We start from the raw sequence: 17433 nt of genomic DNA on the forward strand, positions 1-17433 counted from the left end.
TGTTAAGATGATTGATGTACTAAAAGCTATCGCTCTAGGTCTTGTCGAAGGTTTGACCGAATTTTTGCCTGTTTCGTCAACAGGACATTTAATTTTAATGGGGCATTTACTCAATTTTACAGGCGATGTAGCGAAAACATTTGAAATTGTTATTCAACTTGGTTCGATTTTGGCTGTCTTTGTCGTGTATTGGGAGCGTTTATTGAAATTAGTTAATTGGCGTTCAATCAATATCTACGAATCTTCTTCGTTAAACTTATTACATATTATTCTTGCGATGTTGCCAGCCGTCATTTTAGGGTTGCTTGTTCATGATTTAATAAAAAAGTATTTATTCTCCCCATATTCAGTATTGATTGGGCTTATAGCTGGTGGCTTACTGATGATTTTTGCTGAAAGGAAAAAAGGGATGCCGTCAACATTGTCGTTAGATCAACTAAGCTATAAGCAAGCATTTGCAATTGGATTGTTTCAATGCCTTGCCTTATGGCCGGGATTTTCACGTTCGGGATCTACTATTTCCGGAGGGCTTTTAGTTGGTACAGATCATAAAACGGCAGCGGATTTCTCTTTTATCGTAGCAGTACCGATGATGGTCGCTGCCAGCGGGTTAGACCTAGTAAAAAGTTACGAATATATTTCTAGCTCAGACATACCTGTATTTATTGTCGGATTTTTAACTGCCTTTGCTGCAGCGTTGTTTGCCATTAAGTTTTTCTTGCGTCTTTTATCCAAAGTAAAATTAACTCCGTTTGCTTATTATCGATTTGTCCTTGCTATTTTTTATTATTTCATTATTTTGTAAAAAGAAAAGGAGTACTCTTAAAAGTTTGCAGGGTACTCCTTTCCAGCTTTAAGCCGTTAATTAAACTGACTTGTCTGTTAGAGTAGCATCAGGAATCACCTCAACTTTGAAACAAGTCTTAGGGACATTTCTAACAAGAGTTTTACTAGAAATTCAAGCTTGTTTCATGGGAAGGTGATAATCAATTTCTTAATTATTCAAATAAACACTTGAATATTTTAATAAAGAGGATTATATTTTAGATAACAAGGTAATTAAGGATACACTTGGTATTCAAAAGGAGGCACCAAAATGAGAATTTCTCTCTCTCCTGTTGTAATTAATGAAATAACCCGCCTTCAAGATGAACTAAAGGATTTGTTTCCACATATTAATTATTCCAAAGAAGAGATTGTGGAAATTGCCGTTCTTTTTTTCAGTGAGAGGTTTGAGAATAGAAAAATTAATTACTTACAGGCATTTAGTAATTCAAAATAAAAATTATAAATAGTAATTTATCACACATACTAAAGATAATAAATCTGTATTAGAAAGGGAATAGTTTAAAAAATAACTCTAACTAAAGGACATCGTTCTTTAACATTCAAATATTATTTTGATTATTATAATTTCAAGAAAGAGAGGGGATACTTTTGTCTAATGATCGCTGTGAAATTTATTGTTTTGATGAAGAAAAAGTCATGCGTGTGAAAGGCTCTTTCCACATGGAAGAGATTAGTAATATGACCAAGCTTTTTAAAGCCCTTGCAGACGAAACTCGTATGAAAATTGCCATTGCCTTATTAAAAGAACAAGAGTTATGTGTGTGTGATGTTGCAAATATTATTGACTCAACAGTTGCTACAGCTTCACATCACTTACGTTTCCTAAACAACATAGGTGTTGCCAAAAAACGTAAGGAAGGAAAGTTAATCTTCTATTCACTAGATAACGAATATATTAAAAAGTTCCTTTTATTAGCATTGGACTATAGCAAGGAGTTGGTCTAGGATGAGCAAAGCACAAGGAAAAGAGCTAGACAATAATAAAACTGTTTATCGTGTTCAAGGTTTTACATGCGCCAATTGTGCGGCCAAATTTGAAGATAATGTCAAAAAACTCCCCGGTGTGAAAGATGCTAAAGTTAACTTTGGTGCCTCTAAAATTACTGTAGTGGGAGAAACATCAATTGAGGAATTAGAGAAAGCAGGTGCATTTGAAAATCTGAAGGTAATCCCTGAAAACAATCGAAGAGTAGAAGAGAAGGTACCTTTTTGGAAAAAAAGAGAAAATATTAATGTCATCGTCTCTTCTCTGTTATTGGCTCTTAGCTATATGTTTGCATGGACCTACGGAGAAGATAGCTTATTTGCAATCATTGGATTTGCCGCTTCAATCTTAATTGGTGGGTACTCTTTGTTCCTAAAAGGACTCAAAAATCTTGTTCGATTCCAATTTGACATGAATACCCTCATGACTGTCGCTATTATAGGTGCCGCTATCATTGGAGAGTGGAGTGAAGGGGCTATTGTTGTCATCCTCTTTGCTATTAGCGAGGCGCTAGAACGGTATTCCATGGATAAAGCTCGTCAATCAATTCGATCTTTAATGGATATTGCACCGAAAGAGGCTTTAATACGTCGTAATGGACAGGAAATGATGGTTCCTGTAGATGATATTGAGGTCGGAGATATTATGATCGTCAAACCCGGACAGAAGTTAGCTATGGACGGTGTTATTGTAAAAGGGACCTCTGCGCTAAACCAAGCTGCTATTACAGGTGAATCCGTTCCTGTTACAAAAACAGTTGACGATGAAGTGTTTGCCGGCACTTTAAATGAGGAAGGATTGTTAGAAGTTCGCGTTACCAAACGAGTTGAAGATACAACAATCGCAAAAATTATACATTTAGTTGAAGAAGCTCAGGCGGAACGAGCCCCATCTCAGGCGTTTGTTGACCGGTTTGCCAAATATTACACTCCTGCCATCATGGGCGCAGCAGTTCTCCTTGCAATTGTTCCTCCATTGGTTACCGGTGGAGATTGGTATGAATGGCTATATCGAGGTTTAACATTATTAGTTGTTGGGTGTCCGTGTGCTTTAGTTATATCGACTCCGTTGTCAATTGTAACAGCCATTGGTAACGCCGCTAAGAATGGGGTACTAATTAAAGGTGGCATTCACTTAGAACAAGCAGGTGACCTATCTGTTATTGCATTTGATAAGACCGGTACTCTTACAAGAGGTGTCCCAGAAGTTACAGACTTTATTGTGTTCGGAGGTAAAGGTGAGCAAGAGTTAACAGCTGTAGCTGCTGCTATCGAATATGGCTCTCAGCATCCTCTTGCATCTGCGATTTTACGTTACGCAGAGAATAAAAATATCGACTTTGTTTCTTATCAAGTTGAAGACTTCCAGTCCATTACAGGTAAAGGTGTAAAAGCACTGGTTAACGGGAAATTATACTACATCGGAAGTTCGAAACTATTTGAAGAGTTAGAAAATGTTGCAGTCTCACAAGAAATGAAGCAACAAATCCTTGCCTTACAGAATGAAGGAAAAACAGTGATGGTTCTTGGAACAGATCAAGAAGCCCTCGCATTCATTGCGGTAGCGGATGAAGTACGTGAAACAAGTAAGAGCGTTATTCAAAAACTCCATGAAATTGGTATTCAAAAAACGGTTATGTTGACGGGTGATAATAAAGGAACAGCACTTGCAATTGGCAAACAACTGGGAGTATCTGAAATACAAGCAGAATTATTGCCTCAAGATAAGTTAGAGTTTATAAAATTGTTGCGAGATCAATATGGTAAAGTCGCAATGGTCGGCGATGGTGTTAACGATGCCCCTGCTTTAGCGGCAGCTACTGTCGGTGTAGCAATGGGTGGAGCGGGTACCGATACAGCCTTAGAAACAGCTGATATAGCGTTAATGGCAGATGATTTAAGTAAGTTGCCATATACAATCAAGCTTAGTCGTAAAGCGTTACAAATTATTAAACAAAACATATCCTTTGCCCTAGGTTTAAAAGCACTGGCGTTAATCTTCATTGTATTAGGACTTCTAAATTTATGGCTGGCCATATTAGCCGATATGGGTGCTACAGTATTGGTTACGTTAAATAGCATGAGATTAATTCGGGTTAAAGAATAGCTAATTTACGTAGGCTGTCTCAAAAGCCAAGGGTCAGACCCCACAACACAATATATAGGACATAATGTTGAATCAATGAGCTATATATTGTTAAACGCACGTGAGGTCAGACCCTTATGAGACAGCCTCTTTTGCCGGAATATACAACTATAGCTTCGAAGGTGGGGAAATATGAAGAAGAATCGATTGATACTACGAACTTTAATCCTGATTGTATTATTAAGTGCTCTAGGCTATACAATATATATCAATTTTTTTGTTAGTAAGGAAAAGGTGAAAGTAGGATCAATAGCACCGGATTTTATTTTAACTGATCTGGAGGGAAAAAAACATCAATTAAGCAATTATAGAGGAAAAGGGATATTCTTAAACTTTTGGGGGACATGGTGCAAGCCCTGTGAAAAAGAGATGCCATACATGAATGAACTGTACCCGAAATATAAAGCCAAAGGCGTAGAAATTTTGGCAGTTGACGTGGATGAAACAGAACTAGCTGTTAGACAATTTAGAGATCGTTATGGTTTGTCCTTTCCAATAATGATTGATAAAGGGAGTCAGGTGCTTAATGCCTATGGCGTAGGCCCTATCCCTGCCACTTATTTAATCGATAAAAATGGGAAGGTAGTCAAGATTTTTATAGGTGGAATGACCTTGCAACAAATAGAGGAAAGCATGAAACTGATTACTCCATGATTATAAAAAAGGAGAATTAAGGAATGAGCGATCTTACAATTTGGTTAGCATTCGGAGCAGGAGCATTGTCATTTATTTCGCCGTGTAGCTTACCTTTATACCCAGCTTTTTTATCCTATATAACTGGTGTATCGGTGAATGAAATCAAGCAAGAGAATGCCTTATTGCAGCGCAAGGCATTCCTTCATACTTTGTTTTTCCTACTTGGATTCTCCATAATCTTTATCGCTATTGGTTTTAGTGCTTCCTTAATAGGGAACATCTTTACAAACTACCAAAACTTAATCCGACAATTAGGAGCGATTCTGATTATCGTATTTGGTTTAGTCATTCTTGGCATCTTTACTCCTAGTTTCATGATGAAAGACAAGAAATATACCTTTCAAAATAAACCATCTGGATATATTGGTTCTATGTTTATTGGAACTGCTTTTGCAGCGGGTTGGACTCCTTGTACGGGGCCTATACTAGTATCGGTGATTGCCTTAGCGGCAACAAATCCTAATTCCGCAATGGCATATATGCTTCTATATGTATTAGGGTTCTCCATTCCTTTTTTTGTAATGTCATTTTTCATCGGAAAACTAAAATGGATTCAAAAATCCAATGTAGTGTTTCAAAAAGTTGGAGGAAGTATTATGATCGTGATGGGTATCTTGCTCTTTTTTGACTGGCTCACTAAGATTATTACGTTCTTCTCCAGCTTAATGGGTGGTTTTACAGGATTTTGATATAAACAACAGGGGAGTTAACAGTTCAATATGGGGAGGATTATTATTGTATCTAGTAGCACTTCTAGCTATACTGATTGATCAATTTATCAAATTTATGGTCAAAACTTATATGCAGGTTGGAGATTCTATTATCCTTGCGGGCGATTTCTTGCATTTTACCTCACATCGGAACACTGGAACTGCTTGGTGGGGGATGCTTGCTGGGCGGTGTTGGCTTCTTGTTTCGTTAGCATTAGTAACTGTCTATGGATGTATGCCCGCCATATTACTAATAAATGGACACGTTATGCCATAGGCTTGTTCATTGGGGGAGCCATTGGAAATGCAATTGACAGGTTACTATTTGGTGAAGTTGTAGATTTCTTTGATATAAGGATTATCAACTATCCAATTTCTAACACCGCAGATGTGTTCCTTGTATCGGGGGTTATACTCATGTTTATTGCTTCATATAAAGATTTTAGGAGTACAGGTACGTCTGACTAGTAACCTTGCTTCGAGCTTTAATTGTCTGTATTCATATGAATCGTGTTTCAATCTTTAATGTGAAATGAAGCAGTTCTATCACTATCAATGTGCGGTTTCCTTTGTGAGACATATTGGCGGTATTGATTTTCTCTTGAGCTAAATGTTGAAAAGTACATATACTGTAACCATATTATCCGTGTATTGATTTCTGTCTTATTATTCTCTAATGTTCTTTCTTGCTATTATGGTCTGTTTGTTTCATTTTAATGGTTTTCTACTTAAACCTTATGAGAGTAATGAACTCTTGTGCCTATACAAAAAACACCTCCAACAATCCAAGGTAGTCGTACGTTCTATTTAGGAAGTGTTTCATTCTTGTTTCATTTTAATTGGGTCGCTCCAAATGTGAATGGTATTACACCTGTCAAGTAGACAGAATAAAAGAAAGTCTATGCAGCCTTTCTCCGATATTTCACAGGAGAAAGGCTGTTCAATTTGTTCCATTATAAAATTTGATATATTCATGAATAGCTTTTTTGACTTTCCAAGGTTGTTGGCATTCATATTGATAAAAGCATTCCGATTTTTCATCGGAAGCATTTGGTTCTTATGATAACAGCGGCGTTTATGGTAAGCTTTTTTGCTCGGCTTATAACCATTAAAGAAGATTATCGACAATATCCAAGATACCCAAACGAATATTTAATACATCTGGTAACCGAATTTGTAGCCGTAGCTCTATGTGCAGCGGCTATTCCAGCAATTATGACTAAAAATTTTGTTGCTGTAACCTTTATTATTTACGTATTTTGTGCGGCATTCCCCAATAAACTTGTACAAAAGGGGGGAATGGGATGGAATGGGATGGAATGGGATGGAATGGGCAACGAAAATCATACATGAATTGGCAGAGTATCAGTTTTCCATTGCATTACTTATTAGTGTATTAGCAGGTTTTATCACCAGTTTTGATCCTTGTATGTTAGGAATGGCTTCCGGTGTCATCGCTTTTCAGAACAATGCAAAGAATAAGAGCCATTTTTCTTCTGTTTTGACCATGATGTTTTCTTTCTCCATTACGCTTACCTTCCTTGGTGTGATAAGCAGCTTTTTTGGAGAACGGATTCTTAGTTTGAATGAACAATATGGTTATGTGTTTTACAACTTATTAGCTATGATATTTATCTTATTAGGTTGTTACATGGTCGGCTTGAGGTTGATCCATATCTTCCCGTTTCATATCGTGGCTTTTTATTCAAAACCTAAAACACAAAAAGATAGAAAAAATCGCCATCCTTTAATCAGAGCCTATTCTCTTGGAACTTTGATTGGTCTTACCCCTTCTCCATGCAGGACACCTATGATATTAGCCATGCTTGCTTACTCGACAGTTACAGGTTCTATTGTCTTGGGTGGACTATTGCTTTTTGCTTACGGAATAGGACATAGCCTTATTTTCCTACTTATCGAATGGGTGACCAGAGTTATGAAGCAAATAGAATGGATCAGCCGTTGGCATTATGTATTTAATAAAGTATTGGGGATGGGATTAATTCTTATTGGACTCTTTTTTCTTTTATTTGAATAATGGCTTTGATACTTTTCATAACTTTTCGTGACACTAATTTTATTAACGTTATAAATCCGCCTTTCCCTTACTCTATTATTATCGCTCGGAAAAAAATTAAAAAGAAGAACAAGAATGGGAAGTAGAACAATAATTTATGGAAGAAATGGGACATTGGATGTACCAACAAACATTAATGCAAAAAAATTTATAAGAAAGTTCACCAGATTGATTGCAGATTAATAGAGTTAGAAAGAATGTCATATAAGACATAGCGTAATCAAATCGAGGGTATCCGATTTAAGGATACCCTCTTTCATTGAAAACAATTTAATTGAACAAGTATAAACATCATATAGACGTTCAATCAGCTGTCTCTTCTTATGTTACTTTTTCCAAAGGAGTCCTACAGATTAGGTGTTGGAGTCGGTTTGGCATATCCATTTTTATATGCTTCATCAATTTTTGTTCGAATCTCTTTTATTGATTTTCCTTCTTGATAATCTTGAATGGAAGTTGCTGCAATTTCTAGACAAACTCCACATTTTGTAGCATGATCATCCCACATAATTGCGCCGTCTTTCTTATTTTCAAATACGAAGCAATCATAATTATTTTTATGACCAGAAGATTCACCGCAGCCGCAATAACACGGAATATTTTCAAGTAATTCTCTATTTTTCGCTGCGCTAACGTATAAGTTTTTCATTTCTTTCGGTTTATCATCCAAGAAACTTGGTAGAACCTCGATACTTTTTGTTTCTTCTACAATATCTCTGCTTACTGTTTGTTGATGTCCTTGTTTGTTGTTTCCTGATTCTTGTAGCGAATTAGAGCAACCAACAATTAGGAGAGTGCTTAATAATGTAATAGGGAACAGTTTTCTGTAACTTACCATTTTGTATCCTCCTGACAATAAAATTAATAAATGAACATATATTCATAAAAGATACGTCTCTATTATACACGTTTTCTTAAAACAAGGAAAAACTTTTTAGTTGGTGTTGAGTGACAAAAAAGATGTTCAATTAACAAAAATGTTGTTTAAAAAATTAAAAAGTCGTTTAAATTCCTTATTGTACTAAACGGGGCAGTATAGTTGAAGAAGGAAATTGATCTTTTGCTATTTTGAAACAAATCCCTTCAATAATCGTTTTATTTACTAAGGAGGAATTATGTGTGAGAAGGATATTGTCATTATTCATTATCATGATTTTTATGGCAGGGTGTCAGTTAGGTGAATTGGAGCCACCCAAACCATCTTTAACCGTAGATGGTAAAGAGATTGATTATAAAATTGGAACATATTCTTGGTCGGAGAATGGTCGAGCAGTTGATGCAGATGCTATTGCCCCACCTGATCTTGTAGAAGAAATGGATTTTAATGTAGTTCCGTCTAAATCAAAGATGCTGATTAATTTTGGATACCAGCCGTCAGGCATAGAAGCAGGAATATGGAAAAATGATGATGTAAACTTTGAAAGGGTAACTAATAACACAATAATCCTTCCGAAAGAAGCAGGATCTTTTATTTACGTTATTCATGCTAGTTGGGAAGAGGGAGATGCGATTTATGCATTTCCGATAAAAGTAAAATAATAACCTTTTTTATTAAAGCGTGCTTTACTTCAATAAGGAGTAGAGTCTTTTTCTTATTCAAGTAACGAAGCAGGATAGTTGAAGGAGGCAGAGGTTTTTTAAACAACTTTTTTGTTAGTGTTTTTCCGAAACATTGCAGTATTTAAGTCAGAAATTAAATAACTATATTTTAAACACCGTTCGAAAATCGAACGGTGTTATGAGTGTTTGGGATATTAAAATTAAATAACTTTATTGTAAGTGAACAGTTGGTACTTGCATTTTGAAACAGCACAACATATAGCCGCTACAAAGGATATGAGGTACTAGAGATACGAAAAAAGGATCTGTTCTCTCTCCAATAATATCTGGTAATAATTAAAGAGAGACAGATCCAAATAAGAATAAGTTAGCTTCTTAATTAACTAAATTAAGCCTAAAGCGTGAACAATTTGATTGATAAAAAACGTGATAGTTATTGCTAAAACAGTAGGGATGGCAAAAGCAGCAAATGTCCATTTCTTACTTTTTGTTTCTTTATAAATGTTAATTAGTGTTGTACCACAAGGATAATGTAACAAAGAGAATAACATTGTATTTAATGCCGTTAACCAAGTCCAGCCGTGGTCAATAAAAATTTGTTTTAATGTACTCATATCTTCAATTTCTGTTAATGCTCCTGTTGATAAATAGCCCATGAGAAGGATCGGCAAAACAATTTCATTCGCCGGCAATCCTAATATGAATGCCATAAGAATAAAACCGTCAAGCCCTAGGCTTTTCGCAAACGGATCTAAAAAGTGAACGATGGAAAGCAAAATGCTTGTATCGCCGATGTACGTATTGGCTAAAATCCAAGTTAAAACCCCCGCTGGTGCAGCAACAGTCACGGCACGTTTCAGTACATAAAACGATTTATCAAGCGTTGCCCGAACAATAGTATTCCAAATTTTAGGATTGCGGTAAGGAGGCAATTCTAACGTATAGTGGGTTGGTATTCCTTTTAATGCGGTTTTTGATAAAATCCACGAAACGGATAACGTTACAACGATACCAAAGAGAACCATACCGACTACGACAGCCGCTGTCACCATCGTACTTAGCTCGCCTGTAAAGCTTGCCGCCATAAAAAGGGACGATAATAAAATGAGCGTCGGCCATCTCCCATTGCAAGGAACGAAATTGTTCGTTAAAATGGCAATCATTCGTTCGCGAGGAGATTCAATAATTCGAGTGGACATAATCGCCGCAGCGTTACATCCAAATCCCATTGCCATCGTAAGTGATTGTTTTCCATGCGCACCTGCTTTTTTAAATAAACGGTCCATGTTAAAGGCGACACGAGGCAAATAACCGTAATTCTCCAATAAAGAAAAAATCGGGAAGAAAATAGCCATTGGCGGCAGCATAACACTCACAACCCATGCTGTACCGCGATATAAACCTAAAACGAGAATACCATACAGCCAGTCTGGCGCATTAATAGCTTTGAATGCTAAAGTCAAATATCCTTCCAACCAACCAAAGAAATTCGCTAGCATGGACGATGGAATGTTGGCTCCAGCGATGGTAATATAGATGACAACTGCCAACATTGCCAGCATAATAGGAAATCCCCAAATTTTTGATGTAAAAATTCGGTCTAGTTTTTCCGTTGGGTCTGGCTTTTCTTTTTGATTGTATGAAACTACGTCATTACAAATCTTTTTCGTTGTTTGAAAAATGTGACTAACAATTCTGTCACGAGTCTGGGCATTTGATAAAGACTCTGCATATTTCACTAATTCTTGAAAACTTTTTTCGCGATCAACAGCTGCATGGGTATCCATTTGCTGTCAACCTCCTTACTGATGAATGATAGTCCCGCTTCAACGCATCTAAAAGACTGTGATCTCCATCTAATAGACGTAAAGCAACCCACCTTGCCGGATACTCGGTTCCGAATAATTTGGTTACTAATGGTATTAATTTAGCGATTTTTTCTTCGATGTCTGGACTGTATTGGATTTTAATTGGATTTGTTTTAATTTTCCCCTTTACCATTAGGTCAATTGTTTTCAAAAGTTCATCGATTCCTTCACCGTTACGTGCCGATATTGTCAAAACTGGAACACCTAATTTTTTGGCTAATAATGATTTATTAATCTCGATTCCTTTTTTTCTAGCTTCATCTATTAAGTTAATACAGACAATGACTTGATCTGTCATCTCAAGCACTTGTAAAGCTAAGTTTAAGTTGCGTTCAAGAGCGGTAGCATCAAGAACGACAATAGTTACATCTGGCTTTTCAAATATAATAAAATCTCTTGCGACTTCTTCATCTGCCGAATTAGACAATAAAGAATAAGTTCCGGGCAAATCAATGATTTTATAAGTTTTATCATTATAGGTAAAAGAGCCTTCAGCGTGAACAACCGTTTTTCCGGGCCAATTCCCCGTATGTTGTCGTAGACCGGTCAATGCGTTGAATAATGTGCTTTTGCCTGTATTCGGGTTTCCAGCCAAAGCGATACGCCATTCTTTGTCTTCAGTCATTCTCTATGACCTCCCCAAATATTTTGCTACTTTCTTCTTCGCGCAAGGCAATCATTGTGTTGTCGACCCGAAAAGCGGTGGGATCTCCTAGTGGACTTTTTTGTTGCACACTGATAACTGCTCCGGGAACAAAACCTAAATCAAGCAATCTATACCGCATCGTACCAATGAGCTCCAATTGTACAATTTTGAATTTTTGACCGGGACTACAATTAGAAAGTGGAACAAGTTTGGTAGAATCCATCATATTTTACCTCCAGACAACAATTTGTCTTTAACTCATAATTTTTCCCTAAACCAAATTTCACCCATATCATATGCACTAGTTTGATTTTTGTCAACGGAAATGACCTTGTACAAATTTAGTGCAGGAAGGCGGAAAGAAAAGGGTGTTTTTTATGTTGAAAAGACGTGTTTTGCTAAATTCATGCATAAGGATAGATGAAAATGAATATGGACAAAAGGAAGGGTGACATCATGGAAGAAAGAACAATACTAGTTGTTCCGATCATTACCATTTTTATAATTACTTTGGGGGAATTTTCAGCTTTTTATTCCGTTTTATTTTAGGAATGAAGATAGAGCGGATTTTCGTTTTCTGCGGTGGTTTGTTGCTCGGTTTAATTTTATTCGATTGCTTCCAGAAAATTTTATACAGTACAGGGGGATGGGAATTGTCTTAGGAATATTAGCCGGTATATTAATGATGGTTATTGCTGAGAAACTATTACATAAAAATTTAAATGTGGCCAATAGAAGATTAGAGTATATGCATTCTTTTGTGCTTCTGCTTGTTGCAATTGGCATTCATAACCTGCCAACCGGCTTGGCATTAGGAGCTGCGATGAAAGACGAATCGTTTTCTCTTTCTCCACTGTTAGCCGCATTAATTCTTCATCATATCCCTGAAGGAATGGCACTAATGGGTTCGATGTATTGGTAGAATATCCATCTTTAATATTTGTAATTAGCGCTGTTTTTTTGGCTGTTGTTCTTGGTGCAAGCATTTTTGTCGGATTTCTAATTGGAGATCATTCTAATAAAATCAACACTCTCTTGTTCGGAGGGACGATTGGCACTTTAACGTTTGTGACAATCCATGAAATCTTATGGAGAGCAAAAAAGAAAATGAGTTTTCATGAATTTTGTTTGTATGCATTGCTTGGTTTATTATTTATTTATATGTTTTTATTACTTATTCATTAAATATTGTTTGACATTTTAAATAATGATGTGATACTTTTTTTGTAGAATATATGAATACATGTTCATATATTAAATTAATGGGGGTGTTTATTATGGATGAATTTAATCACACACAATCTGTTGATAAAGAGTTAGATGAGGAAACTTTGTTTATTGTCTCACAAACGTTTAAAGCATTAAGTGACCCTACGAGAATTAGAATCTTATATTTACTATCGCAAAAGGAATGTTCAGTGAGCGAAATTGCTGAAGAATTGTCATTAGGACAATCAGCTGTGTCACATCAATTGCGCTTTCTAAAAAACTTGCGACTTGTTAAATACCGACGCGCTGGAACGACGCTGTATTATTCTAATGACGATGAACATGTCATGAATATTCTAAAACAAACAATTGATCACGCGAGACATCATTAAAAAGGCAGGGATTTTATCATGGAGGAATACCGAATAAAAGGTTTGTCATGTGCCCATTGCGCCGCTGAAATCGAAAAGAAAATTCGGAGTTTAGAACATGGAGAAACAGCAACACTAAATTATAATACAGGAAAACTAAAAATTGATGAAAAAGCTAATTTAGAACAAGTGGAAAAAATTTTATCAGAAGACGGAGCATTTATTGAAAAAACTCATACCCATCATCACGGACATGAGCATTCACATCATCAAGGTATCAATTTAAAGTTTTTGCTTATTGCTTCGACTATTTTATATTTTATAGCATTTTTTCTGGAGAAACAGGCTAACAGTTTTTTAGTGATCAGTTTATATTTAATCGCTATGTCTATTAGCGGATATCAGACGTTTTTCAAAGGTTTGAAAAATTTGGTTAAACTGAAATTCAATATTGATACGTTGATGACCGTGGCATTAATTGGGGCCGTCTCCATAGGCGAGTGGAAAGAAGCAACGGTTGTTGCCATTCTTTTTGGATTAAATGAATATCTTGAAGGTATTGGAATGGAAAAAGCCAGAAAATCGATGGAGAAATTGTTGGAAGTAGCCCCTAAGCAAGCGACAGTGTTGAAGGATGGAATAGAGAAAGTGGTTCCTATTGAGTCCCTTCAAGCAGGGGATATTGTTTTAGTAAAACCCGGAGAAAAAATTCCTTCAGATGGAGTAGTTGTGGAAGGTAAAAGCTCAGTGAACGAGGCTGCCATTACAGGAGAATCGTTACCTGTTGAAAAGGCAAGTGGAGAGACGGTATTTGGCGGAAGTATTAATAACGAAGGGATTTTGAAAATTGAGATTACGAAATCATATGAAAACTCATCTTTAGCTAAAATTTTACACTTAGTCGAGGAAGCGCAGGAAACAAAAACACCAACGGAACTGTTTATCAATCGTTTTGCTAAATATTATACCCCTCTGATTATGATTGTTGCCGTTTTAGTCATGGTGGTGCCTCCGCTATTTTTTGGTGCTGAATGGAACAAATGGTTTTATCAAGGTTTAGCTGTTTTGATTGTGGGGTGTCCATGCGCGTTAATTTTATCTTCACCTATTGCGATTGTTTCTGGGATTACAAGAAATGCCCGTAATGGGATTCTTGTGAAAGGTGGAGTGTTTCTTGAGCAGTTAGGAAAAATTAATACGATTGCTTTCGATAAAACTGGAACTCTTACAAAAGGAGAGCCGCATGTTGAAAAAGTAACGGTTTATATAGAGAACGAAGATGAATTTTATCGGATTATCGGTTCGATTGAGAAACATTCATCCCATCCGTTGGCAAAAGCAATTATGAAAAAAGTGGTTGAGACAGAAGTCGCTTTACATGATCCGGAAGAAATCGAAACGGTTTCTGGACAAGGAATCGTCGCGCTTATTCAAGGTAAACGATATTGGGTGGGGAATGAGAAAAGTATTTCACATTTACACATAACAGAGAATGTGAAAACAGATATTGAGAAAATGAAAGAAGAAGGTTTGACGTTAGTGTTACTTGCTGATGAACGTCAAGTGATGGGGCTAGTCGGAATTTCTGATGAAATTAGAGAAGAAAGTAAAAGCGTAATTGCGGCGCTGCATCAAGCGGGTATTCAACATACAGTGATGCTGACGGGAGACCATCAAAAAACAGCAGAGAAAGTGGCACGAAAAGTAGGAGTGACAGAGTATTACGCCAATCTATTACCAGAAGATAAGGTGGAAAAGGTAAAAGAATTAGCGTTAAAAGGCAAAGTGGCGATGATTGGTGACGGTATCAATGATGCACCTGCTTTAGCAACAGCCGATTTAGGCATTGCAATGGGAAAAGGTACTGACAGCGCAATTGAAACAGCAGACATCGTTTTAATGCAAGACCATCTTGGAAAACTACCGAGCGCTATAAGAACTGCTAAAAAAGTAAATCGTATTATCAAATTAAATATTTCCCTTGCATTAGGTCTCAAATTATTAGCTCTTTTACTCACTATTCCGGGCCTGCTTACACTGTGGATTGCCATTTTATCCGATATGGGTGCCACTATTTTAGTTACTGTAATTAGCTTAACGATTTTATGGGAGAATAAAGAACATGAAATAAGAATCTAAGTTTTCAATGGAAAACTTAGATGTATTTGATGCATGCATAGAATAAAATTGCTAAAGATTAACCATTGGTGGGAAAACGGATGAAACAAGAAAAAATGGAATCGAAAGTGAAAAAGAGTATAGAACAAATCATTAAAAAGTTTAAAAAGAAAGGCATTCAAGTAGAGAAGGTATTATCTAGAGCGAGTATGGCAAGAAACCTTAAAGGTGTTCTGTTATAACGGAAAGTAAAAAGTGTAAAGTAATATGTTTCTTCCAAAAAAGGAAATTTCAGCTTGTCGACAAAATCGACAAGCTGAAGTATCTTTAACGATGCTTTTTTTACTTTACAATTACTTCGTTTTTAGGCATATTATGCATTCCTCTGGCCGTTGTGTGTGAAATTACATAGTACTTCCCTGTTTCTTTAAAGACATAAGTAATCTTGTATTCACCATTTTTAGTGTGCTTGGCTTCAATTTTTTTATGTTGTTCTTCTGTTTGTCCTTCTTTCCAAATCTCAAATTTTACTTCATCAGCATCTTCTACTCTTTCTGTTCCTTGAGTAACAGTGGCGACTACTTCCACCTCTTCATTAACTTTTATAGTCTCTGGAATTGTTTTAAATTTTACTTCAATCAATTCTGGTACTTCATTTTCCTGACTACATCCTCCAAGTACAAAAAGGCTTATTAAAGCCAACCCTAATAACTTTTTCATTTCTAACACTCCCCAAGCCAACAATGTCTTATATTATTTTACTTCATAAGATGTCTTTGTTTTATTATGGAATGTGAACAAAAAACAACAATAAAGAAATTCCTATGCACAAGGTAACATCAGTCAATGAATATATATTCATAAATCACACATTCTGAATTATGTAAAATATAAAGGTTATAAAATGGCGAATATGTGAATTTTTTGTTGCTATTGTTTAATGAAATGCATTTGGAAAGAGAGAAACCTATTGAATAATAAGATAAATTCAAAAGAAGAATAAAGCAAAAAGGAGGCTCAAATATGGGACATCATCATGGTCACGGAAGTCATTCTCATGTACATCATACGAATAAAAGAGCATTGCTAATTAGTTTTTTTCTCATTTTCTCATTCCTTGTTGTTGAACTTATAGGTGGGATTTTAACAAACAGTCTTGCTTTAATATCCGATGCGGCACACATGTTAAGCGATGCAGCGGCATTGGGTTTAAGTCTTTTAGCCCTAAAGATAGGAGAAAAGCAAGCAAATGAAACGAAAACTTATGGGTATAAACGATTTGAAATTTTAGCCGCATTATTGAATGGAGTGACCCTTTTACTTATCTCTGTCTATATATTCTACGAAGCCTATCATCGTTTCTTTGATCCACCTGAAGTAATGAGTTTTGGAATGTTGACAATAGCTGGAATTGGACTCCTTGTTAATATTTTAGCTGCATGGATTTTAACGAAGGGGGATACGAATGAGAACCTTAATTTAAGAAGCGCCTTCCTGCATGTTTTAGGGGATTTACTTGGATCAGTTGGGGCGATTGTAGCAGGCTTGCTTATATTATTTTTCGGGTGGAATATTGCGGATCCGATTGCGAGTGTGTTGGTATCTGTTCTAGTTTTAATTAGTGGCTGGCGTGTAACGAAGGAATCTATCCATATTCTCATGGAAGGGAGACCGGTACATATTGATTTGCAAGAAGTAAAAAGTAAATTGGTGTCTTTATCAGGAGTCACAAGTGTTCATGATTTACATATATGGTCGATTACTTCAGGCTTCCCGGCTTTGAGTTGTCATCTTGTCGTTCACTCTCGAATTGACCGGGATCAAGTGTTATATGAGGCAAAAGCGATGTTACAGAAGCATTTTGGCATTCAACACTCCACTATACAAATAGAAGGTGAACAATCGAAAAAATGTACAGAAACAGATACTTGCAATTAACACCCCCTTTATTTAATAAAGGGGGAATATTTATTCTTTATACTCCTAACCTACAATGACCCTTTTGTCACAATCAACAAATTTATATATAAGAAACAGGTTTTTAATAAAAATTTTTACATCACTAGTGTTGCATAAATATTGTCGCAATTTTCAGTTTTATTATTTTTTCTGTTTAGAGCCAAAAAGGTAAATACCCAATTATAGGTGACTCCATCCATTTGGAAATTTATTGACAATTAGACCTGTGCGACGACGACA

The 17433-nt window shown here is 36.1% G+C and carries 20 protein-coding genes and 2 pseudogenes; 16 read left to right on the plus strand and 6 right to left on the minus strand.

What is annotated here, in order from left to right; genetic code table 11:
- Positions 1 to 7: 7 nt before the first annotated feature.
- The 7 genes and pseudogenes from bacA (at position 8) to lspA (ending at position 5853) form a co-directional block, all read left to right on the plus strand.
- Positions 8 to 805 (plus strand): undecaprenyl-diphosphate phosphatase, encoded by a 798-nt coding sequence (gene bacA / locus GD441_RS13900; protein WP_153127033.1) that lies wholly within the window; start codon positions 8 to 10, stop codon positions 803 to 805.
- Between the two features lie 291 nt (positions 806 to 1096).
- Positions 1097 to 1282, plus strand: a complete 186-nt coding sequence (locus GD441_RS13905; RefSeq protein ID WP_153127034.1) for a hypothetical protein — start codon at positions 1097 to 1099, stop codon at positions 1280 to 1282.
- Positions 1283 to 1437: 155 nt separating this feature from the next.
- On the plus strand, positions 1438 to 1794 hold the full coding sequence (locus GD441_RS13910; protein ID WP_225434243.1) for an ArsR/SmtB family transcription factor: 357 nt from the start codon (positions 1438 to 1440) through the stop codon (positions 1792 to 1794).
- A gap of 1 nt (position 1795) precedes the next feature.
- Complete coding sequence (locus GD441_RS13915) at positions 1796 to 3940, plus strand: heavy metal translocating P-type ATPase (RefSeq protein ID WP_153127035.1); 2145 nt, start codon at positions 1796 to 1798, stop codon at positions 3938 to 3940.
- Between the two features lie 171 nt (positions 3941 to 4111).
- Entirely contained in the window at positions 4112 to 4633 is a 522-nt protein-coding gene (gene resA / locus GD441_RS13920) for a thiol-disulfide oxidoreductase ResA (protein ID WP_153127036.1), read from the plus strand.
- A gap of 23 nt (positions 4634 to 4656) precedes the next feature.
- The gene (locus GD441_RS13925) at positions 4657 to 5364 is read left to right on the plus strand and encodes a cytochrome c biogenesis CcdA family protein (RefSeq protein ID WP_153127037.1); all 708 of its coding nucleotides are present in this window, start codon (positions 4657 to 4659) and stop codon (positions 5362 to 5364) included.
- A gap of 112 nt (positions 5365 to 5476) precedes the next feature.
- A pseudogene (gene lspA / locus GD441_RS17680) lies at positions 5477 to 5853 on the plus strand (signal peptidase II).
- Positions 5854 to 6325: 472 nt separating this feature from the next.
- On the opposite strand, the pseudogene GD441_RS17685 reads toward lspA, so the two are convergent.
- A pseudogene (locus GD441_RS17685) lies at positions 6326 to 6409 on the minus strand (hypothetical protein); the annotation flags it as partial.
- Between the two features lie 35 nt (positions 6410 to 6444).
- Between GD441_RS17685 and GD441_RS13940 the strand changes: the two are divergent.
- Together GD441_RS13940 and GD441_RS13945 are read left to right on the plus strand one after the other, a co-directional pair.
- Positions 6445 to 6738, plus strand: a complete 294-nt coding sequence (locus tag GD441_RS13940) for a YIEGIA domain-containing protein (RefSeq protein ID WP_153127038.1) — start codon at positions 6445 to 6447, stop codon at positions 6736 to 6738.
- A complete protein-coding gene (locus GD441_RS13945; protein ID WP_225434244.1) occupies positions 6695 to 7423 on the plus strand; it encodes a cytochrome c biogenesis CcdA family protein in 729 nt (242 codons plus the stop codon). Before GD441_RS13940 ends, GD441_RS13945 begins: the two co-directional genes overlap by 44 nt.
- A 385-nt stretch (positions 7424 to 7808) precedes the next feature.
- Here GD441_RS13945 and GD441_RS13950 read toward each other — a convergent pair whose 3' ends face one another.
- Complete coding sequence (locus GD441_RS13950) at positions 7809 to 8300, minus strand: PCYCGC motif-containing (lipo)protein (protein WP_153127039.1); 492 nt, start codon at positions 8298 to 8300, stop codon at positions 7809 to 7811.
- Positions 8301 to 8581: 281 nt separating this feature from the next.
- Between GD441_RS13950 and GD441_RS13955 the strand changes: the two genes are divergently transcribed.
- Entirely contained in the window at positions 8582 to 9001 is a 420-nt protein-coding gene (locus GD441_RS13955) for a hypothetical protein (RefSeq protein ID WP_153127040.1), read from the plus strand.
- Between the two features lie 404 nt (positions 9002 to 9405).
- Here the strand turns inward: GD441_RS13955 and GD441_RS13960 are convergent, their stop codons facing one another.
- The 3 genes from GD441_RS13960 to GD441_RS13970 are packed head-to-tail and all read right to left on the minus strand — an operon-like array spanning position 9406 to position 11759.
- A complete protein-coding gene (locus GD441_RS13960) occupies positions 9406 to 10809 on the minus strand; it encodes a nucleoside recognition domain-containing protein (protein WP_153127041.1) in 1404 nt (467 codons plus the stop codon).
- A complete protein-coding gene (locus tag GD441_RS13965; RefSeq protein ID WP_153127042.1) occupies positions 10787 to 11515 on the minus strand; it encodes a FeoB small GTPase domain-containing protein in 729 nt (242 codons plus the stop codon). The genes GD441_RS13960 and GD441_RS13965 overlap by 23 nt, the downstream gene beginning before the upstream one ends.
- Positions 11508 to 11759: a FeoA family protein gene (locus tag GD441_RS13970; protein ID WP_153127043.1), complete on the minus strand. Its 252-nt coding sequence runs from the start codon at positions 11757 to 11759 to the stop codon at positions 11508 to 11510. The genes GD441_RS13965 and GD441_RS13970 overlap by 8 nt, the downstream gene beginning before the upstream one ends.
- Before the next feature lie 423 nt (positions 11760 to 12182).
- Here GD441_RS13970 and GD441_RS13975 point away from each other — a divergent pair, with 423 nt between their 5' ends.
- From GD441_RS13975 to GD441_RS13995, 5 genes are all read left to right on the plus strand, one after another.
- Positions 12183 to 12458, plus strand: a complete 276-nt coding sequence (locus GD441_RS13975; RefSeq protein ID WP_153127044.1) for a ZIP family metal transporter — start codon at positions 12183 to 12185, stop codon at positions 12456 to 12458.
- The gene (locus tag GD441_RS13980; protein WP_153127045.1) at positions 12452 to 12721 is read left to right on the plus strand and encodes a hypothetical protein; all 270 of its coding nucleotides are present in this window, start codon (positions 12452 to 12454) and stop codon (positions 12719 to 12721) included. Before GD441_RS13975 ends, GD441_RS13980 begins: the two co-directional genes overlap by 7 nt.
- 92 nt (positions 12722 to 12813) lie before the next feature.
- A complete protein-coding gene (locus GD441_RS13985; RefSeq protein ID WP_153127046.1) occupies positions 12814 to 13137 on the plus strand; it encodes an ArsR/SmtB family transcription factor in 324 nt (107 codons plus the stop codon).
- 18 nt (positions 13138 to 13155) lie between these two features.
- Positions 13156 to 15255, plus strand: a complete 2100-nt coding sequence (locus GD441_RS13990) for a heavy metal translocating P-type ATPase (RefSeq protein WP_153127047.1) — start codon at positions 13156 to 13158, stop codon at positions 15253 to 15255.
- 80 nt (positions 15256 to 15335) lie between these two features.
- Positions 15336 to 15476 carry a hypothetical protein gene (locus GD441_RS13995; RefSeq protein ID WP_153127048.1) on the plus strand — a complete coding sequence of 47 codons (141 nt, stop codon included), beginning with the start codon at positions 15336 to 15338 and terminating at the stop codon, positions 15474 to 15476.
- 100 nt (positions 15477 to 15576) lie between these two features.
- Here the strand turns inward: GD441_RS13995 and GD441_RS14000 are convergent, their stop codons facing one another.
- Positions 15577 to 15954 (minus strand): FixH family protein, encoded by a 378-nt coding sequence (locus tag GD441_RS14000; RefSeq protein ID WP_153127049.1) that lies wholly within the window; start codon positions 15952 to 15954, stop codon positions 15577 to 15579.
- Between the two features lie 303 nt (positions 15955 to 16257).
- Between GD441_RS14000 and GD441_RS14005 the strand changes: the two genes are divergently transcribed.
- A complete protein-coding gene (locus GD441_RS14005) occupies positions 16258 to 17172 on the plus strand; it encodes a cation diffusion facilitator family transporter (RefSeq protein WP_153127050.1) in 915 nt (304 codons plus the stop codon).
- Positions 17173 to 17433: the final 261 nt, after the last annotated feature.

Origin of the sequence: Peribacillus tepidiphilus, assembly GCF_009466385.1 — a bacterium.
GTDB lineage: Bacteria > Bacillota > Bacilli > Bacillales > DSM-1321 > Bacillus_BN > Bacillus_BN tepidiphilus.

Bases quoted from the DNA above. Each gene is read 5' to 3' on its own strand.
- GD441_RS14005 (WP_153127050.1), top strand. From the start codon at position 16,258: ATGGGACATCATCATGGTCACGGAAGTCATTCTCATGTACATCATACG.
- GD441_RS13985 (WP_153127046.1), top strand. From the start codon at position 12,814: ATGGATGAATTTAATCACACACAATCTGTTGATAAAGAGTTAGATGAG.
- GD441_RS14000 (WP_153127049.1), bottom strand. From the start codon at position 15,954: ATGAAAAAGTTATTAGGGTTGGCTTTAATAAGCCTTTTTGTACTTGGA.
- GD441_RS13960 (WP_153127041.1), bottom strand. From the start codon at position 10,809: ATGGATACCCATGCAGCTGTTGATCGCGAAAAAAGTTTTCAAGAATTA.
- resA (WP_153127036.1), top strand. From the start codon at position 4,112: ATGAAGAAGAATCGATTGATACTACGAACTTTAATCCTGATTGTATTA.
- GD441_RS13950 (WP_153127039.1), bottom strand. From the start codon at position 8,300: ATGGTAAGTTACAGAAAACTGTTCCCTATTACATTATTAAGCACTCTC.
- GD441_RS13940 (WP_153127038.1), top strand. From the start codon at position 6,445: ATGATAACAGCGGCGTTTATGGTAAGCTTTTTTGCTCGGCTTATAACC.
- GD441_RS13990 (WP_153127047.1), top strand. From the start codon at position 13,156: ATGGAGGAATACCGAATAAAAGGTTTGTCATGTGCCCATTGCGCCGCT.
- GD441_RS13970 (WP_153127043.1), bottom strand. From the start codon at position 11,759: ATGGATTCTACCAAACTTGTTCCACTTTCTAATTGTAGTCCCGGTCAA.
- GD441_RS13965 (WP_153127042.1), bottom strand. From the start codon at position 11,515: ATGACTGAAGACAAAGAATGGCGTATCGCTTTGGCTGGAAACCCGAAT.
- GD441_RS13995 (WP_153127048.1), top strand. From the start codon at position 15,336: ATGAAACAAGAAAAAATGGAATCGAAAGTGAAAAAGAGTATAGAACAA.
- GD441_RS13945 (WP_225434244.1), top strand. From the start codon at position 6,695: ATGGGATGGAATGGGATGGAATGGGCAACGAAAATCATACATGAATTG.
- GD441_RS13915 (WP_153127035.1), top strand. From the start codon at position 1,796: ATGAGCAAAGCACAAGGAAAAGAGCTAGACAATAATAAAACTGTTTAT.
- GD441_RS13925 (WP_153127037.1), top strand. From the start codon at position 4,657: ATGAGCGATCTTACAATTTGGTTAGCATTCGGAGCAGGAGCATTGTCA.
- GD441_RS13905 (WP_153127034.1), top strand. From the start codon at position 1,097: ATGAGAATTTCTCTCTCTCCTGTTGTAATTAATGAAATAACCCGCCTT.
- bacA (WP_153127033.1), top strand. From the start codon at position 8: ATGATTGATGTACTAAAAGCTATCGCTCTAGGTCTTGTCGAAGGTTTG.
- GD441_RS13975 (WP_153127044.1), top strand. From the start codon at position 12,183: ATGGGAATTGTCTTAGGAATATTAGCCGGTATATTAATGATGGTTATT.